We start from the raw sequence: 16,093 nt of genomic DNA on the forward strand, positions 1-16,093 counted from the left end.
CCCTGAACCTGGTGATCCTCCTGGTCCTGCTCCGCCGCCGGTGCGAGCGTCGGCCCCCGGGCGGCGGCGGGGGGGGCCGGCTCCCCGGCCCCGGGCGCCCGCGCGCCCCCCCCCCGCCCCCTCCCCCACGAGCGGGCCCGGCATCCACGACCGGTGCCCATTTCCATGACCCCGCGCCGGCCTTCATTCACCGCGGCCCCGCGACGTACCCGACGTCTTCGGTTCAGTCCAGACCCAGCCCTCGGCGGCCGGTTTCATTGAGCTGATCGATGGTGAACCGGCCGCTCCAGGAACGCTCGTAGTGCTCCTCGGGGAAGTCACCGGGGCTTGAGCCGGTGACGAAGGCCTCGCGGACCTCGGCGGCGTAGCGCTCGTTGCGGGCACACCACGGGGCAGCGGGGATGTACATGACATTCCCCCAGCCCTTCTGATCAGTGACCGGGGCAACGCTGTGGATCATGTCGCAGTGCCACCACACCGAGTCACCCGCGCGCACGTCCGGGATCGGGGTGAGGGCGCGGTAGAGCGTCGGATGCCAGCGCTTGGTGACCGGGAAGACCTGGTTGACGGTCACTCCGCACATCGAGTCCTCGGGCACGTCCGGCAGGAGCGGGCGCAGCAGCAGGTAGGCCATGATCTCCGGGATCGGCACGGTGTGCAGCACGCCCTGGTCTGCGTCCATGTCGGACAGCGCGGTCCAGCCCTGGAAGGTGCGGAAGGCCGAGCACATGGTGGAGCCGGGGTACTGGGGCCCGGTGGTGCGGTGGGCCGCGTCCCAGGGGTCGTACTGCTCGACGCTGCCGTCGAAGAGGTGCCGGAACGCCTTCTGGTACTCCCGGGTCATCCACAGGTCGAGCGTGCCCGGGTCGCAGTGGGTGCCCAGGCCGGAGGAATCGGTGCCCGGCGGGCGGCGGCGGATGCGGTCTGGGTACAGCGCGTCGCGGTCCGGGTCGAACCACTGGGTGCCGTCGTCCGAGGTGTGCTGCCAGAAGGAGTTGAGGAAGGACTGGACGGTGGCCATGCGCTCGGACTGGCGGGCCTGCATCTGGGCCTGCGACCAGTAGACGGGGTAGATCTCGGGCTTGGAGCCGACACTTCCGAAGAAGTCGTCGCCGGGCCCGGTGTAGTTCCCGAAGAACTCGTTGCGTTCGGCGTAGTCGACGATGTCGGCGTCCCAGGCCAGCGCCTGCTCGCGCGGGAAGTGACCACGGACGACCAGGCAGCCGCGCCTCTTGAGTTCGGTCATCTGGGCCGGCGTGACGGTTCCGTCGGCGATCGCGGCGTAATCCAGGACGGGCCACACGTCCTCCCCGCGCCCACGGTCGGCCTCGATCTCGGCGACGCGCACCTCGATGCGCTGCTCGACGGCGGCGAAGACCTCCTGGACCGTGCGGCCCGAAGCCTCGATGCGGGCGCGCAGAGCGGGCTTGATCTCGCGGATGGCGGCGGCGAGGTCCGCGGGTGTCTGCTCCCAGTGCGGCAGGACGGGGGCGCGGTGTGGTTCAGCGGCGAGCGTCATCGCTCGACTCCTTTGGTGAGGACTCCTTACTAAATACGACGGTAGGCAGTCCCGAGCTTTTAGGCAAGAGTCCTTACTAGAATGGGGGCATGACCCAGCCGAAGCCGTCACTGGAACTGCTGCGCACCCTGAGCGACGAGCACGTGCTGCGCTCGCTCATGGCCCATCCGCGCCTGACCAGAGCGGAGATCTCCGCACATACCGGGATCTCCAAGCCGACGATCTCCGACAGCGTCCAGCGGCTCAGCCAGGCGGGTCTGGTGGTCGACACCGGCGAGCGCACCACCGGACGCGGACGAGTCGGCTCCTACTACGCCCTCGCCCCGCAGCTCGGCGCCGCGCTGGTGGCCGGCATCACCCCGCACGGCGTTACGGCCGAAGCGGTCGACGCCCTCGGCGAGGTCCACGGGCAGGTCCGGACCCCGCTGGAAGCCAGTTCGGGACCGCAGGCGGCCGCTGAAGCCTTCACTGCGGTTGCGGAGCAGTTGGCAGAGCGGGTCCCCGGCCGGCTGCGCCTCGCGGTGGTCAGCGCCGCCGACCCCGTGGACCGCGCAACCGGCCGGCTTGTCCACCTGCCCGACGCCCCCTTCCTGGTCGGCGACCTGGACCCGCCCGCCGTCCTCGCCGGCTGCGTGACCGGGCCCGTGCTGGTGGACAACGACGTGAACTGGGCCGCCCGCGCCGAGCACCAGGCCGGCTGCGCCCAGGATGTCGACGACTTCGTCTACCTCCACCTCGGCGAGGGCCTCGGTTGCGCCGTGGTGAGCGACGGCACCGTCCGACGCGGGCACACAGGGCTCGTGGGCGAGATCGCACATCTCTGCACGGCGGGGCCGGACGGCTCGGCCATGGCCTTCACCGAAGTCTTCGCTGTCCTCGGTCTGCGCCGGCCCTCCTCCACCGCCATCGACGTCCCGGTACTCCAGGACCTCCTCCGCCGACACGATGAGCGGGCACAGCGGATCCGTGCAGCGCTGGCGCAGGCCATCGGCGGCGTCCTTTCCGCCGCCGTCTCTCTCGCCGACCCGCAGATGATCGTCATCGGTGGTGAATGGGGAACGTGCCCCGGCATCGTCACGACCCTCGACGAGCACTTCCGCCGTACGCCACGCCCCGTCCCCCTCGCTCAGGCCACGCTGTCGTCACCCGAACTGACCGGGGCGCGCGTCCGGGCTGTGGAAGAACTCCGCTCACTCATCGTCCGGTCGGCTCGCGCAGCGTCGGACCGGTAGCACCACCGGCACGACGGCCGGAGAGCGAGGCGGAGCGGCAGAGAGGGTTCGCCTGGCGGCGACGTTCGCAGCACCCGTCCACGACCTCCCCGGACAGAACGGCCAGGGCGTCGGCCGGCTCACTGGAGAGCATGTCCGTCGTTGCCTCGCGGGCGGCGTCATGAGGGCGGACAAGGCCGTGCCAAGCTCTCTTGCCGCACGTCGCAGGGCTTCGGGGCAGAGCAGCCGCACCAGCTCCCCAGGAACACATTTCCTGCGCCTGCTGCAGGTCGGCAGGCGCTTTGCGAGCAGTCTTCACAACGGCAGTGCCGGGGTGGACGAGGCGCTCGACGAGGTGCTGTGGGTCCACGGAAGCGCCGCCGTATCCCTACGGGCAGGCCTGGTGCCCGTCAGGGCACCAGGGAGGCCGGGCGTGCGCGCCCGCCGGTTTCGGAGGATCGTGACGAGCGGCTCGCCGGTTCACGCGTCCTCGCCGAGCAAGGGCAGGTCCAGGCGATCGGCGAGCTCACGCACATCGATGCCGAAGGTCTGCCTCACGCCGACCCCACGCGGGGTGATGTCGAACACCGCCAGGTCCGTGTAGACGCGGTTCACACAGGCGAGCCCGGTGAGCGGGTAGCTGCACTCACCTACCAGCTTGGGCGTTCCGTCCCTGGTGAAGAGGTCCATCATCACGAAGACCTGCTTCGCCCCGATCGCCAGGTCCATGGCCCCGCCCACCGCGGGGATGGCGTCGGGCGCGCCCGTGTGCCAGTTGGCCAGGTCGCCGTGTGCGGAGACCTGGAACGCACCGAGGACGCAGATGTCCAGATGTCCGCCGCGCATCATCGCGAAGGAGTCGGCGTGGTGGAAGTAGGCGGCTCCGGGCAGTTCGGTGACGGGGACCTTGCCGGCGTTGGTCAGGTCCGGATCGACCTGCCCCTCTCCCGCGGCGGGTCCCATGTTGAGCATGCCGTTCTCGGTGTGCAGGATGACGCCGGAGTCGGCGGCCAGGTGGTCGGCGACGAGGGTCGGCTGGCCGATGCCCAGGTTGACGTAGGCGCCCTGCGGGATGTCACGAGCCACCAGGGCGGCGATGTCGTGCTTGCTCAGCGGGCCCTGTTCGCTCATCACCGGAGGATTCTGGGTCATGCGTGATCAGCCACCTCTACCACGCGGTCGACGAAGATGCTGGGTGTCACAACGGTTTCCGGGTCGATCGCGCCGGTCCCGACGATCCGGCGGACCTGGGCGACCACCGTGGTGGCCGCGGTGGCCATGACGGGGCCGAAGTTCCGGGCGGTCTTGCGGTAGACGAGGTTGCCCATACGGTCGGCACGGTGGGCGCTGATCAGCGCCACGTCTCCGCTGATGGGGTATTCGAGGACATGGGTACGGCCGTTGATCTCGCGTACCTCCTTGCCCTCGGCGAGCAGCGTGCCGGCGCCGGTGGGGCAGAAGAAGGCGCCGATGCCCGCTCCGGCCGCCCTCAGCCGCTCCGCGAGAGTGCCCTGGGGTACCACTTCGAGCTCGATCCTGCCCGCCCGGTAGAGGCCGTCGAACACCCATGAGTCCGCCTGACGGGGGAAGGAGCAGATCACCTTGCGGACCCGTCCCTCGGCCAGCAGCGCGGCAAGGCCGGTGTCGCCGTTTCCGGCGTTGTTGGAGACGACCGTGAGGTCCCTGGCCCCCTGCCGTATCAGGGCGTCGATCAGGGCCACCGGCATGCCGGCCATTCCGAAGCCTCCGACGAGTACCGTCGAGCCGTCCTCGATGCCGGCCACCGCCTCGTCCGGATGAATGCACACCCGCGCGGTCATCGGCTGCTCCCGGTGACGTTCTCCAGGACCACGGCGAGCGCCTGGCCGACTCCGATGCAGATGGCCGCGACGCCCCATCGCCGCTCCGACTCCTGCAGGCGGCGGGCCAGAGTGCCCAGAAGCCTGCCGCCGGAGGCGCCCAGCGGATGGCCGAGCGCTATGGCACCGCCCTTGGTGTTGACGATCGCCGGATCGATGTCCCAGGCATCCACGCAGGCCAGAGCCTGCACGGCGAATGCCTCGTTGAGTTCGACCGCGGCGACGTCGGCCCAGGAGATGCCGGCCCGCTTCAGTGCTCTGTTCGCCGCCTCGACGGGGGCGTAACCGAACATCTGCGGGTCCATCGCGAAGACTCCCCGGCCCGCGATGCGGGCCACGGGGTCGATGCCGATGCGTGCCGCGGCGGAGCCCGAGCCGAGCAGGACCGCCGAGGCTCCGTCGCTCAGCGGTGAGGCGTTGCCGGCCGTGATCACGCCGTCGGCGCGGAAGGCCGGCTTGAGCGTGGCGAGTTTCTCGGTGGTGGACCCGGGGCGGATCCCCTCGTCCCGCTGCAGAGCGATGCCGTCGCGGTCCGTGACGGGGACGATCAGGTCGTCGTAGAAGCCGGCGTTCCACGCCTCGTCGGCGAGGCGGTGGGAACGGGCGGCGAATTCGTCCTGGCGCTCCCGGGAGATGGCGAAGCGGTCGGCCAGCTGCTCGTTCGCCTCGCCCAGGGAGACCGTCCATTCCTTGGGCATGCGCTCGTTGACCAGGCGCCACCCGAGAGTGGTGGACACCGCGGTCATGTCCCCCGCCGGGAAGGCGCGCTCGGGCTTGGGCAGGACCCACGGGGCCCGGGTCATCGACTCGACCCCGCCGGTGAGAACGATGTCCGCGTCGCCGCTTTCGACGGCGCGGGAGGCGATGAGGGCGGCGTCCAGGGACGACCCGCACAGACGGTTGACGGTCGTGGCGGGTACCGAGGTGGGCAGTCCGGCCAGCAGGACGGCCATCCTGCCTACGTTGCGGTTGTCCTCACCCGCACCGTTGGCGTTTCCCCAGACCACGTCGCCGATCTCCGCCGGTTCCAGTTCGGGGGTCCGTGCCAGTGTCCCGCTGATGACCTGTGCCGCGAGGTCGTCGGGCCGGACACGGGCGAGAGCGCCCGAGAACCGGCCGAAGGGGGTTCGCGCTGCCGCGTAGAGATAACTTTCGGTCACCCCGCCACCGTAGGAGCTCACACTTCAGTGCGTCCAAGACCTAATCGCGATCGATTGATAACGGAGTCTTATAAAATAGGGTCATGGAACTACGGCAGATCCGGTACTTCCTGGCGCTGGCCGAGGAATGCCATTTCGGACGTGCGGCCGCCCGCCTGCACGTGGCGCAGCCGGCACTCTCCCAGCAGATCAAACAGCTGGAGAAGGACCTGGGGACCTCGCTGTTCACCCGGTCCACCCGGCACGTCGCACTGACCGAAGCCGGCCGTCACCTCGTCGAGCACGCCCGCGCCCTCGTCGCGGAGGAGGAGCGGGCCCGTCTCCACATGCGGGAGCTGGCCACCGGCGAAGCCGGCCGCGTCTCCGTCGGCTTCATCGGCACAGCCACCTACGACGTACTGCCGCGGGTCGCACGTACCGTACGTGCCCGGCTGCCCAGGATCACCATGGAACTGCGAGGCGAACTCCTCACCCCCGACCTGGTCGACGGCCTGCTCGCCGGCACGTACGACCTCGCGGTCCTCCGTGGCACGGTGAACCACGAGGACATCCGTACCACGCGGCTGCGCTCCGAATCCCTGGTGGCCGTGCTGCCGTCGCATCATCCACTGGCAGGCCGGCGACGCATCTCGCTGAAGGACCTGGCCGGTGAGCCGTTCGTCGTCCACCCGTCCCGCGCCCGCTCCTCCATGTACGACCGGGTCCTGGCCGCGTGCCGGCGGGCCGGGTTCCGGCCCGCGTCACTGATGGAGGTCGGCGAGACGGCCACCCTGGTCGTCTTCGTCGCGGCCGGACACGGCGTCGCGCTCGTCCCCGAGTCCGTACAGAGCCTCCGCCTCGGCAGCGTGGCCTATGTACCACTCGCCGAAAGCGAGTCCGTCGATCTGGCGCTCGCCCGCCTTGCCCGTCGCGGCACCCCCGCGATCGAGCAGGTCTCCTCGGTGATCGAAGAGTGCGTCGACGACCTCGGATCGAGCGCCGCGAGACCGTGACCTCCACCCTGGAGGGATCGGGACCGTGACCTCTACCCTGGAGCGATGAAGAGCGGGACGACAGGCGCTCCGGTGCGCTTCAGCACCGTGGGCCTGCCCGAAGCCGAACGCATCGCCCTGTGGGAAGAGCACAATGCCGAAACCCTGATCGGGCTGCGCTGCCGTTCCCTGCAGGACGCCGCCCTGGACGCGACGGAGATCAACCTCCAGCTCCCCAGGGTGCATGTGGCCCGGGTGCTCGGCAGTCCCCACGTCGTCGAACGGCCCCGAGCGGAGATCCGCCGAGTGCCCTCGGACGCCGTGGCGTGCTACCTGAACCTGGCGGGCGACGCGTTCTTCTACCACGACGACGGGGTCCGGCTGCTGCATCCGGGACAGCTGCTGGTGTGCGACGCGGACCAGCCCTTCATGCGTGGTTTCTCGCACGGCCTGGAGGAGCTTGCGGTCAAGGTCCCGCGCGCGGTGTGGCGTGATCTCGGCGGGCCGACCTCCCTGCCGCAGCCGCTGGTCGTCGACGACGGCGTCGTGCAGACCAGGACCCTGGCCACGCTCGTCGCTCAGGCGCTGCGCCGGGAATCCTCCGCGAGCGTGGACGAGGACGTCCTGCTGGACCTGCTCGGTTCTGTGGTGACCGGTCGCGCACCCTCCCTGTCCACGGTTCACCTGACCGTCGCCAAGGCGTACATCGACGAGCACCTGGCCGACTCGGGGCTCTCGGCGGCCCGCATCGCCCGGGGCGTCGGGATCAGCGAGCGCCATCTGTCGCGTGTGTTCGCCTCGGGCGGCTCGACCGTTCCGCAGTATCTGCTTCTGCGTCGCCTGGAGCGTGCCCGGTCGCTGTTGCAGGAGCAGGAGGGGGGAGAAATGACCGTTGCGGAGGTGGCCGCGCGTTGCGGATTCGGATCGGCGGCCCACTTCTCCCACCGGTTCAAGGAGCGTTTCGGACTGCGGGCCACCGACGTGCTGCGCGAGGCGCGGTCACGCGCGTGAGCCCGGCCGGTCTCCGGGCTGCAGATGCCCTCTGCGGCCCGGAGATCCGGATGGAGCGGTCATGTGCCGTCGGGTGCCAGCACGATGTCGAAGCGGACCCGGGACCAGGCCCGGTCGCCGAGGTCGCGTCCGTTCGGGGTGGGCGTACCCGCCGGCTGCGCCTCGAAGTCCTTGACGAGCGACTCCTTGACCCCGAACACGGTGTCACTGTCGAGGAATTCGTCGCCACGGACGAAGATGTGCGTGACCAGGGTGCGCAGACCGGGCGAGCTGACCATGAAGTGCAGGTGCGGGGCTCGCATCGGAGAGCGGCCGACCGCCTCCAGCAGCTTGCCCACCGGCCCGTCGTGGGGGATGGGATACGAGGTCGGGGTCAGACCCCAGAAGGAGTAGCGGCCGTCGGAATCCGTGAACACGTGTCCCCGCGCCGCCATCCGGTCGTCGCCGTACTGGGTGTCGTAGAAACCGTCCTCGTCCGCTTCCCACACCTCGATCCGTGCCCCGGGCACCGGCGTGCCCGCGATGTCGGTGACGGTGCCCTCCACCCAGCAGGGCTCTCCCTCGGCGCCGAAGGCGATGTCGCCGCCGGGCTCGATCTCGGGGCTGTTCTCGAGGAAGAACGGCCCGAAGACCGTGGCTTCGGTGGCCTCTCCGTACGCCTCGTTGTTGACGGCGACCGTCTGCATGGAGGCGCCGAGCACGTCCGAGAGCAGGATGAACTCCTGACGGCGCTCGTCGGTGATGTGACCGGTGCGGGTGAGGAACTCGATGCCCTTGTTCCACTCCTGCTCGGTCAGGCGGACCTCCCGTACGAACGCGTGCAGGTGGCGGACGAGTGCCTGCATGACCTGACGCAGCCGAGGGTCGGTGCAGCCGTCGAAGGACTCGAGCACCTTGCGGGTGATCTCGGCCTCCCGCTCCTGCTGCTCGGCCGGGACAGGGGCACCGGGGGCGGTGGTGCTGTGGGTCATCGGGGTTCGGTTCCTTCCCACGCCATGCGGACGAGCTCGGTGATCGCATCGAGAGTGACCGGCCGCGGGTTGCCGGCCGGGGCAGCGGCGACGACGGCCTGGGCGACGTCGGTGATGCCCGCCTCGGGCATCCCGAGGTCTTCCAGTGAGCGCGGGGCGTTCAGCTGGTCGCGCAGCCGTGCCAGTCCCTCGTTGGCGGTGGGCGCGCCGAGGGCCGCGGCGAGGCGCTGCTCGGCCTCCGGAACACCCGGAGCGTTGAACGCGAGGACATGCGGCAGGACGACGGCGTGGGTCTGGGCGTGCGGAAGGTTGAACATGCCACCCAGCACGTGACAGATCTTGTGGTGCAGCCCGGAGCCCGCGGACGCGAACGCCGAGGCGGACAGGTACGCGCCGTACAGCGCCTTTTCCCGGCCTTCCACCGAATCCGGCTGCGCGACGACCATCGGCAGGCCGACGCGCAGTGCCCAGGCGCCCTCGACGGCCAGAGCCTGGTTGATGGGGTCGGTCCGCGGGGCCCACATGGAGTCCACGCAGTGCGCCAGGGCGTTCAGGCCCGAAGCGACGCTCAGCTCGACGGGCAGGGAGAGCGTCAGTGCGGCGTCGTAGACGATGGCGCGCGGCAGGACCTTCGGATCGGTTCCGGTGGTCTTGACGGAGTCCTCGGTCATCCCCCACACGGCGGTTGCCTCGGAGCCGGCGTAGGTGGTGGGTACCGCGATGATCGGCAACCCCGTGGTCAGCGCGACCGCCTTGGCGAGGCCTGTGGTCGAACCGCCTCCGACACTGACCAGGGCGTCGACGTCCCACTCGGCGGCAGCCGCCCGCGCCCGCTGAGCGACGTCGCCGGGCACGTGCATGACGACGTCGTTGTGCTGGTGAACCACGGGCAGGGCGGCGGTGATGCGGTCGGCCAGGTCCTTCTCGGCCGTTCCCGTGACGACCATCAGCCGCCGCACGCCGAGCGCGGCGACCTCGGCGGCGAGCCCCTCAGCGGCCGCACCGGAGGCGAACCGCACCCGCTGCGGGAGCGTGTCGTGTACGAAGTGCATGCGTTCAGTCCTTTCCCAGGATCGAGAGCAGGGCGCGCCGCAGCTCGTCTTCAGGGTTCTCGGGCAGCTCCATGGCCCGCCAGGCGATGTGCTTGTCGGGCCGCACCAACAGCACACCGCTTTCGCCGATCTCGCGCAGCTTGGCCCAGTCGTAGTACAGGTCGCTCACTTCGCGGCCCGGACCGATGACGACGGCCGTGAGCGGGATGCCCAGGGCCTGGCCGACCTTCGCGGCCGCTTCTTCCCACGGCTCGCCCGCGATGCCGGTCAGGAGGGTCCAGCGGTCGTAGGGGGCCAGGTCCATGAGGGCGCGGCGCTGCGCGCTGTTGCCGACCCAGGCGTGCGGCAGGTGCGCGCCGGGGACGGTGGACATCTCGTAGTAGAGGTCGGCGTCGCGTGCGGGGACGGGCGGTTCGGTGCCGTCGGAGACCACGGCCGTCGAAGTGTAGTGCTGGCCGAGTTCGACACCGTGTGCGTTGAACTCGTAGTTCTTCAGGTCCATCGCCCGGACCAGGGCGGCCCGCTTGGCGGCGCCGGCAGGGGTGTTGGCCTTGCGCTCCTCGATGGCGGCGGCCATCTCCGCCTCGGTCTCCGCATCGAGGACGCCCAGCGCCTCGAAGATGTCCACGAACTCGCGGCTGGACTTGTTGGCCCGCTTGACGATGCGCTCCGCGACGGGCGCCCGCTCGGTGCTGTACGTCTCCAGCAGGGACGGACCCGCATGCCCCTTGAGTACGGCAGCGATCTTCCAGGCGAGGTTGTACGCGTCCTGGACGGAGGTGTTGGAGCCCAGGCCGTTGCTCGGCGGGTGCCGGTGAACGGCGTCGCCCGCGCAGAAGACCCGCCCCTGCTGCAGCCGGGTCGCATACATCTCGTTGTTGCCCCACAGGCTGGTGCCGGTGATCTCCACGTCCAGATCCGGGATCCCCAGCAGGCTGCGCACGATCTGGACGGCGGCCTGCTCGTCGACCACCGGGGGCTCCTCGGCGATGTCGTAGCCCCACACGATCAGCCACTCGTTCCACGGGCGGACCATGCGCACCAGTCCGGCACCGATGCCGCCCACGTTCGAGCCCGGCTGGATGACCCAGTACAGAACGGAGGGCCGATGGGCGACGTGACGGGTGATGTCGGCCTTGAAGGTGATGTTCATCGACCCTGCGATGTCCATGGCACCTTCGAACGGCAGGCCGATGTCCGCGGCCACCTTGGAGCGGGCGCCGTCCGCACCGATCAGGTACTTGGCGCGAATGCTGTACTCCTGCCCCGTGAGCCGGTCCAGGACCTGGACGGTGACGCCGTCGGCGTCCTGGGAGTGGGAGAGGTACTCGGTGGAGAACCGCGTCTGGGCACCGCGCTGTGTCGCGTTGCGCACCAGGATCGGCTCGAGATACGTCTGCGGGATGTCGACGGTCAGGCAGGGGGACGCCAGACGGTAGTCGGCCTCCCGGTCGGGGCGTGTGCCCCAGGTGTGGATCCGGCCGATCTCCTCACCGGCGATGCTGGTGCAGAACACGGTGTCGCCGACCAGACCGTGTTCGGTGGCGTCCGCCAGCACCTGGTCCTCGATGCCGAGATCGCGAAAGACCTCCATGGCCCGCTGGTTGGTGATGTGCGCGCGGGGAGTGTTGGCCGTCCACCGGTACTTCGTGATCATGATGGTGTCGACGCCCCGCGTCGACAGCAGCAGCGCGGCAGAGGCGCCCGCGGGACCGGAACCGACGACCACGACATCGGTCGTCACGGCAGAGTCGGCAGGCAGTTCGGTCTCGGCGATCCCGTCGCTGAATATGGGCATGGTGTGCGGCCTTTCATCGATCCGGCGTCGGTGCCGGCGACGTCAGTGTGAGACCCGTCCGGCCGGCACGGAACGGGATGGCCGCGAGGTCGGCGGGAACGCCAAGAAGTGGCGGATCCGCGAAGACCGGGAACACGGTGGCCCTCCGGGTGGGTCGGTGGCCGACGCCTTCACGGCGGTACGGCGCCGAGGTGCCGCACGTGGGCCGGCGCCCGTGGGCCGGCGCCCGTGGCGCTGCCCGCGCACATCACCGACACGGCCCGCCCAAAGGTGTGACAGTGCGCGGCAGATACGGGATCGATCCGCGAACGGCACGATGCCACAGGCCCGTTGCTCCCGGAGCGGAACAACATGCAAGGCAGGTCAGCGCAAGAGGACGCGCGCACCGCATGGCGGACACCAAATGGATCGAACGGGGGCTGTGCCGGAAGGCTGAACCCGACGACCTGTTCGTGGAAGGCACCGGACAGAAGCGCGCAAAAGCACTGTGCTGTGCCGGGCCCCGCTGCGGCGCAGCCCCACCGTCGCCGCATGGCGGGGCCTGCTGGGATCGTCCCGCGCGGAGCAGGTCCAGGACGATGTTGCCCAGTTGCCATTGCCCCCGGCCGATGCCGACGCCGCCCACGGGGGTGGTGTCCCGCGGTCGGCTCCGACCTGATGTGCGCTGCCCTCGAGGCAATGACCGTGGACCGCCGCGTCCTATACTTGATTGACTATTCCACAAAGGGCGCTACCCTGTCGGTATGGCACGCACCAGGGAGTTCGACATCGATCAGGCCGTAGACCGCGCCATGGACCTGTTCTGGCGCCGCGGCTACGCCGAGACATCCCTGCAGGACCTGCTGAAGGAGCTGTCCATAGGCAGCGGCAGCTTCTACGCGGCCTTCGGCTCGAAGGAACAGCTCTACATCCGCTCCCTCGAGCGCTACGTCTCCCTCCAGGGCAGCGGCCTGGAGGAGACCCTCGACGGCGCGCCCGACATCCGGGCCGCGGTCCGCAAGGTCCTCGCCTCCATGATCGAGGCGGACCTGGCCGACCCCACGCGGGGCTGCCTCGTGGTCAACGCCGCCGCGCAGTGCGGCGACCAGCCCTCGGCGGCAGACCGCGTCATCACGGCGATTCGACAGGTCGAGTCCGCCCTCGCCGGCGCTCTGGAGCGGGCACAGGCGCGGGGCGAGCTGTCTCCGGAGAAGGACCCGAAGGAGCTGGCCCGGTTCCTGACCACGTTCATCCAAGGGGTGCGCGTGGTCGGCCGTGCGCGCGTGGGCAAGGAGTTCGCCGAGGACGCGCTGGCCATCGCGATGCGCGCGCTGGACTGACCACCGCAGGGCCACCCGCTGCCGCCGTGCCGCCCTCCGGGATTCGGCCTACCATCATTATGTATCGATCAATCCAGAAAGGGATTGTCATGGAACTGCACCTCAAGGACAAGGTCGCTGTTGTCACGGGGGCCAGCAAGGGCATCGGCCTGGCCGTCGTCGAGGCGCTGGCCCGCGAGGGCGTCAAGGTCGTGGCAGGCAGCCGCACCTCCACTCCCGAACTGGACGCTCTGGCGGCCGGCCACGACGTCACGATCGTGCCCGTCGACCTGTCCACCCCGGAGGGAGCCGAGACCCTGGTCCAGCGGGCCGTGGAACGCCACCAGCGCCTTGACATCCTTGTCAACAACGTCGGCGTCGCCGAGCCTCGCGACGGATTCCTCAAGGTAAGCGACGCGGACTGGCAGCGGATCTTCGATCTGACCTTCTTCAGCGCCGTACGTGCCAGCCGCGCGGCGCTCCCCCACCTGGTGGCGGCCGACGGCGCGGCGATCGTGAACATCAGCTCGATCAACGCCCGGCTGCCCTTCCCCATGGTGGTGGACTACTCGGCGGCCAAGGCCGCGCTGACCAACCTGAACAAGTCGCTGTCCGAGGAATTCGCCCCGCAGGGCGTCCGTGTCAACGCCATCGCCCCGGGGCCCGTCCGCACCCCCTTCTGGACCGCGCCGGGCGGCTTCGCCGAGGCCACCGCCGCGGCCGCCGGCACCACCGCACAGGAAGCGATCGACGTGGTCGTGCCGCAGAGCATGGGCATCAGCTCTGGCCGGGTCACCGAGGCGCACGAGGTCGCCGACCTCGCCCTGTTCCTCGCCTCCCCCGTCTCCGCCAACATCACCGGAACGGAGACCGTCATCGACGGCGGTCAGATCAAGACGCTCTGACGTCCCTCGACGCACACCCTGCACAATCCCTCGACGCCGAGCGCCACGGGCCCACCTCGGTTCCGGCCCAAAGCGGATGAGTTCACCGGCGACGCCGGATGCGTAGCGCTCACCGGTGGCTTCACATCCGGCCGTTGGGCGCGCGTTCACGCGCGCACCCACTCGCGGACCCAGTCGAGTGCAGGGCCGAATCCCACCGGGACCCGATCAACGGCGAGCCCAACGCTCTCGTGAAGGAGGGCGTCTACCGGAACAGCGCCGCGACGGAGCTGTTCCCGGACCGGGCCAGGCCTTCCTGCGTGGGCTGCACCCCCGAGGCCAACGCCCGTCTCTTCGGGTTCTGGGGCGACCTCACCAACGCCCTGCAGACCGGCACCCACCAGAACGAGGTCACACACAGCGGGGCCCGGTTCTTCGCCACGCTCAGCCAGGATCCGGTCGCCTGACGCGACTTCCTCAGTGGCATGAACGGTGTCAGCACCCCCCTGACGGGAGCCCTCGCCGCCGACTTCGACTGGGCCTGCGCCCGCCACGTCGTCGACCTCGGCGGAGCCCTCGGCGCCGTCCCCGCCGCCGTACTGCGCTCCCACCCGGAGATCACCGGAGCGGTCTTCGAACTGCCGCCCGCCCCGGGGCGGGACGAGCCGGACATCGGAGATGCTCGCAGGCGTACAGCGAGCCCGGCGCCGAGCGCACCGGTTCGCTCGACGACCACCGGTCACAGGCTCTTCGTACGCGGGAGAGCGGTCTGGCCCATGGCCGGGGCGTGGACGGGCCCGGGCAGGGCACGGACCCGTATCCGGCGCACCGCGCGTCCCCGGGTCAGGCAGCCGGCGACGCGGCGCCTGCGGAGGCGGCAATCGCGTTGCCCGCCTCGCGCACTGCGGCGTCGATCTGTTCCGCCGCGAAGCCGTTGACCGCGATGATCTCCACGTCCGCGATGCCGATCCAGCCGAGGACGCCGCGGATGTAGGGGGCGTGGAAGTCCATCGGCGCGAAGGCGGGGTTGTCGAAGTCGCTGCCCGACGACCGCAGGACGACGGCCTTCTTGCCCTTCAGCAGGCCCTCGGGACCGTACTCGCCGAACGCGAAGGTGCGGCCCGCCATGACCACCTGGTCGATCCAGGCCTTGAAGGTGGCCGGGACGCCGAAGTTGTACATCGGCACACCGAGCACCAGGACGTCGGCGGACTCGATCTCGCCGATCAGACGCTCGGAAGCCTCCAGGGCCGCCTTCGTGTCGGCGTTCGCGGCCTCGGCGGGACCGAAGACACCGGTGATCCACTCCGGGGAGACGAAGTCCGGGATGTCGACGGCGAGGTCGCGGTAGGTGACTGTGCCGTGCGGGTTGCGATCCCTCCACACCCGGACGTACTCGGCGGACAGCCGACGGCTCGCGGAGCCTTCGCCACGGGCGCTGGAGTCGATGTGCAGCAGGTGAGGCATGAGGTGTCCCTGGTCTTTCTGTATTGGTCAATCCACATTCGGGGCGACCGGGACACGTCCGCCCGGTCGCTACGCACGCCACCCTAGGAGAATTTTGTTGAATGCTCAACTAGTGAGAGTTCAATCACTTGCCCGCCAGGGGACGCGGTGCGCCTCTCGGACGAGTTGCCGAAGGCGACCGTGCACTGCGATCCGGGCGCCGGCGATGTCCTGTTGAGGGTGCCGGGGCATCTTGCGGCCCGTCCGCAAGCAGAAAGACCGTTCTATCCTTGGTGTCATGTCGAAGACAGAGGATGTGTCCGCGCCCGTCCGCCGCTCCGAGGCGCGCGAGCGACTGCTGGGCACCGCGAGCCGGCTCTTCTACAGCGAGGGCATCCGCAGCGTCGGAGTCGATCGCGTCATGGCGGAGGCCGACGTGGCGCGGGGCACCTTCTACCGGCATTTCGACGGCAAGGACGATCTGGTGCGCGCCTATCTGGAGGCGACCGACCAGCAGATCCGGGACCGCGTCACCGCGGCCGAGAAGGAGATCTCCTCCCCCGCCGAGTTCCTCGTCGCGGTGGCGCACGGCATCGGCCAGGAGGTGTGCGGGACGGGCTTCCGAGGCTGTCCGTTCATCAACGCCGCCGCTGAGTACCCTGATCCCGGGAGCGTGATCCACCAGGCGGTACTGCGCCATCGCGGCTGGTTCCGTGAGGTTCTGCGGGACGCTTTCCGGCGACTTGGCGCGGCCAGCCCCGAGCAGTCCGCCGACTCCATGGTGGCTCTGCGCGACGGCTCGATGGTGGCCGGCTACCTCGGCGACGCCCAAGCCGCAGGCGAGGTCCTGCTCCATGGGGTCACTGTTCTGGTCGCGGCACACTGACCGGTCGGCGGCCCCTCCCCTCTCGGG

16 protein-coding genes are annotated in these 16,093 nt (G+C 69.9%); 8 read left to right on the plus strand and 8 right to left on the minus strand.

Translation table 11 applies throughout. From position 1 onward, the window contains the following. Window positions 1-223: 223 nt before the first annotated feature. Window positions 224-1,519, minus strand: coding sequence for a DUF1479 domain-containing protein (locus ACFW2E_RS12090; RefSeq protein WP_384465278.1), 1,296 nt, complete (start codon window positions 1,517-1,519; stop codon window positions 224-226). A gap of 89 nt (window positions 1,520-1,608) precedes the next feature. Between ACFW2E_RS12090 and ACFW2E_RS12095 the strand changes: the two genes are divergently transcribed. Then, entirely contained in the window at window positions 1,609-2,751 is a 1,143-nt protein-coding gene (locus tag ACFW2E_RS12095; RefSeq protein ID WP_384465281.1) for an ROK family protein, read from the plus strand. 459 nt (window positions 2,752-3,210) lie between these two features. On the opposite strand, the gene ACFW2E_RS12100 is transcribed toward ACFW2E_RS12095, so the two are convergent. Genes ACFW2E_RS12100 through ACFW2E_RS12110 form a run of 3 tightly spaced genes read right to left on the minus strand, consistent with a single transcriptional unit; the run spans window position 3,211 to window position 5,749 of the window. Next, complete coding sequence (locus ACFW2E_RS12100) at window positions 3,211-3,882, minus strand: 3-oxoacid CoA-transferase subunit B (RefSeq protein WP_384465284.1); 672 nt, start codon at window positions 3,880-3,882, stop codon at window positions 3,211-3,213. Further along, on the minus strand, window positions 3,879-4,550 hold the full coding sequence (locus ACFW2E_RS12105; RefSeq protein ID WP_384465287.1) for a 3-oxoacid CoA-transferase subunit A: 672 nt from the start codon (window positions 4,548-4,550) through the stop codon (window positions 3,879-3,881). Before ACFW2E_RS12105 ends, ACFW2E_RS12100 begins: the two co-directional genes overlap by 4 nt. Continuing rightward, window positions 4,547-5,749, minus strand: coding sequence for a thiolase family protein (locus ACFW2E_RS12110; RefSeq protein WP_384465290.1), 1,203 nt, complete (start codon window positions 5,747-5,749; stop codon window positions 4,547-4,549). Before ACFW2E_RS12110 ends, ACFW2E_RS12105 begins: the two co-directional genes overlap by 4 nt. Window positions 5,750-5,832: 83 nt before the next feature. Between ACFW2E_RS12110 and ACFW2E_RS12115 the strand changes: the two genes are divergently transcribed. After that, on the plus strand, window positions 5,833-6,741 hold the full coding sequence (locus ACFW2E_RS12115; protein WP_384465293.1) for a LysR substrate-binding domain-containing protein: 909 nt from the start codon (window positions 5,833-5,835) through the stop codon (window positions 6,739-6,741). A 45-nt stretch (window positions 6,742-6,786) separates the two neighbouring features. After that, window positions 6,787-7,731: a helix-turn-helix domain-containing protein gene (locus ACFW2E_RS12120; protein ID WP_384465296.1), complete on the plus strand. Its 945-nt coding sequence runs from the start codon at window positions 6,787-6,789 to the stop codon at window positions 7,729-7,731. 59 nt (window positions 7,732-7,790) lie between these two features. On the opposite strand, the gene ACFW2E_RS12125 is transcribed toward ACFW2E_RS12120, so the two are convergent. Genes ACFW2E_RS12125 through ACFW2E_RS12135 form a run of 3 tightly spaced genes read right to left on the minus strand, consistent with a single transcriptional unit; the run spans window position 7,791 to window position 11,552 of the window. Next, window positions 7,791-8,702 carry an intradiol ring-cleavage dioxygenase gene (locus ACFW2E_RS12125; RefSeq protein WP_384465299.1) on the minus strand — a complete coding sequence of 304 codons (912 nt, stop codon included), beginning with the start codon at window positions 8,700-8,702 and terminating at the stop codon, window positions 7,791-7,793. Continuing rightward, window positions 8,699-9,754 (minus strand): maleylacetate reductase, encoded by a 1,056-nt coding sequence (locus tag ACFW2E_RS12130; RefSeq protein WP_384465302.1) that lies wholly within the window; start codon window positions 9,752-9,754, stop codon window positions 8,699-8,701. The genes ACFW2E_RS12125 and ACFW2E_RS12130 overlap by 4 nt, the downstream gene beginning before the upstream one ends. A 4-nt stretch (window positions 9,755-9,758) precedes the next feature. Continuing rightward, on the minus strand, window positions 9,759-11,552 hold the full coding sequence (locus tag ACFW2E_RS12135; RefSeq protein WP_384465306.1) for an FAD-dependent oxidoreductase: 1,794 nt from the start codon (window positions 11,550-11,552) through the stop codon (window positions 9,759-9,761). Window positions 11,553-12,295: 743 nt separating this feature from the next. On the opposite strand from ACFW2E_RS12135, the gene ACFW2E_RS12140 reads away from it, so the two are divergent. The 4 genes from ACFW2E_RS12140 to ACFW2E_RS12155 all read left to right on the plus strand — a co-directional run bounded on the left by ACFW2E_RS12140 (window position 12,296) and on the right by ACFW2E_RS12155 (window position 14,672). After that, window positions 12,296-12,871, plus strand: a complete 576-nt coding sequence (locus tag ACFW2E_RS12140) for a TetR/AcrR family transcriptional regulator (RefSeq protein ID WP_384465309.1) — start codon at window positions 12,296-12,298, stop codon at window positions 12,869-12,871. Window positions 12,872-12,960: 89 nt separating this feature from the next. Further along, a complete protein-coding gene (locus ACFW2E_RS12145; RefSeq protein ID WP_384465312.1) occupies window positions 12,961-13,755 on the plus strand; it encodes an SDR family NAD(P)-dependent oxidoreductase in 795 nt (264 codons plus the stop codon). Window positions 13,756-13,889: 134 nt separating this feature from the next. Next, complete coding sequence (locus tag ACFW2E_RS12150) at window positions 13,890-14,201, plus strand: hypothetical protein (protein WP_384465315.1); 312 nt, start codon at window positions 13,890-13,892, stop codon at window positions 14,199-14,201. 18 nt (window positions 14,202-14,219) lie between these two features. Next, window positions 14,220-14,672: a hypothetical protein gene (locus ACFW2E_RS12155; RefSeq protein WP_384465318.1), complete on the plus strand. Its 453-nt coding sequence runs from the start codon at window positions 14,220-14,222 to the stop codon at window positions 14,670-14,672. Here ACFW2E_RS12155 and ACFW2E_RS12160 read toward each other — a convergent pair. After that, window positions 14,578-15,201: an FMN-dependent NADH-azoreductase gene (locus ACFW2E_RS12160; protein ID WP_384465320.1), complete on the minus strand. Its 624-nt coding sequence runs from the start codon at window positions 15,199-15,201 to the stop codon at window positions 14,578-14,580. The genes ACFW2E_RS12155 and ACFW2E_RS12160 overlap by 95 nt on opposite strands. Before the next feature lie 277 nt (window positions 15,202-15,478). Here ACFW2E_RS12160 and ACFW2E_RS12165 point away from each other — a divergent pair, with 277 nt between their 5' ends. Further along, entirely contained in the window at window positions 15,479-16,066 is a 588-nt protein-coding gene (locus ACFW2E_RS12165; protein ID WP_384465323.1) for a TetR/AcrR family transcriptional regulator, read from the plus strand. The last annotated feature ends 27 nt before the right edge of the window (window positions 16,067-16,093 follow it).

The organism is Streptomyces sp. NPDC058964 (assembly GCF_042741275.1).
In the GTDB taxonomy this organism is placed as follows: Bacteria; Actinomycetota; Actinomycetes; order Streptomycetales; family Streptomycetaceae; genus Streptomyces.

Excerpts from the sequence above, each read along its gene's own strand:
- ACFW2E_RS12090 (WP_384465278.1), bottom strand. The coding sequence starts at position 1,519 with ATGACGCTCGCCGCTGAACCACACCGCGCCCCCGTCCTGCCGCACTGG.
- ACFW2E_RS12155 (WP_384465318.1), top strand. The coding sequence starts at position 14,220 with ATGAACGGTGTCAGCACCCCCCTGACGGGAGCCCTCGCCGCCGACTTC.
- ACFW2E_RS12095 (WP_384465281.1), top strand. The coding sequence starts at position 1,609 with ATGACCCAGCCGAAGCCGTCACTGGAACTGCTGCGCACCCTGAGCGAC.
- ACFW2E_RS12140 (WP_384465309.1), top strand. The coding sequence starts at position 12,296 with ATGGCACGCACCAGGGAGTTCGACATCGATCAGGCCGTAGACCGCGCC.
- ACFW2E_RS12145 (WP_384465312.1), top strand. The coding sequence starts at position 12,961 with ATGGAACTGCACCTCAAGGACAAGGTCGCTGTTGTCACGGGGGCCAGC.
- ACFW2E_RS12115 (WP_384465293.1), top strand. The coding sequence starts at position 5,833 with ATGGAACTACGGCAGATCCGGTACTTCCTGGCGCTGGCCGAGGAATGC.
- ACFW2E_RS12135 (WP_384465306.1), bottom strand. The coding sequence starts at position 11,552 with ATGCCCATATTCAGCGACGGGATCGCCGAGACCGAACTGCCTGCCGAC.
- ACFW2E_RS12130 (WP_384465302.1), bottom strand. The coding sequence starts at position 9,754 with ATGCACTTCGTACACGACACGCTCCCGCAGCGGGTGCGGTTCGCCTCC.
- ACFW2E_RS12100 (WP_384465284.1), bottom strand. The coding sequence starts at position 3,882 with ATGACCCAGAATCCTCCGGTGATGAGCGAACAGGGCCCGCTGAGCAAG.
- ACFW2E_RS12125 (WP_384465299.1), bottom strand. The coding sequence starts at position 8,702 with ATGACCCACAGCACCACCGCCCCCGGTGCCCCTGTCCCGGCCGAGCAG.
- ACFW2E_RS12165 (WP_384465323.1), top strand. The coding sequence starts at position 15,479 with ATGTCGAAGACAGAGGATGTGTCCGCGCCCGTCCGCCGCTCCGAGGCG.
- ACFW2E_RS12120 (WP_384465296.1), top strand. The coding sequence starts at position 6,787 with ATGAAGAGCGGGACGACAGGCGCTCCGGTGCGCTTCAGCACCGTGGGC.
- ACFW2E_RS12160 (WP_384465320.1), bottom strand. The coding sequence starts at position 15,201 with ATGCCTCACCTGCTGCACATCGACTCCAGCGCCCGTGGCGAAGGCTCC.
- ACFW2E_RS12105 (WP_384465287.1), bottom strand. The coding sequence starts at position 4,550 with ATGACCGCGCGGGTGTGCATTCATCCGGACGAGGCGGTGGCCGGCATC.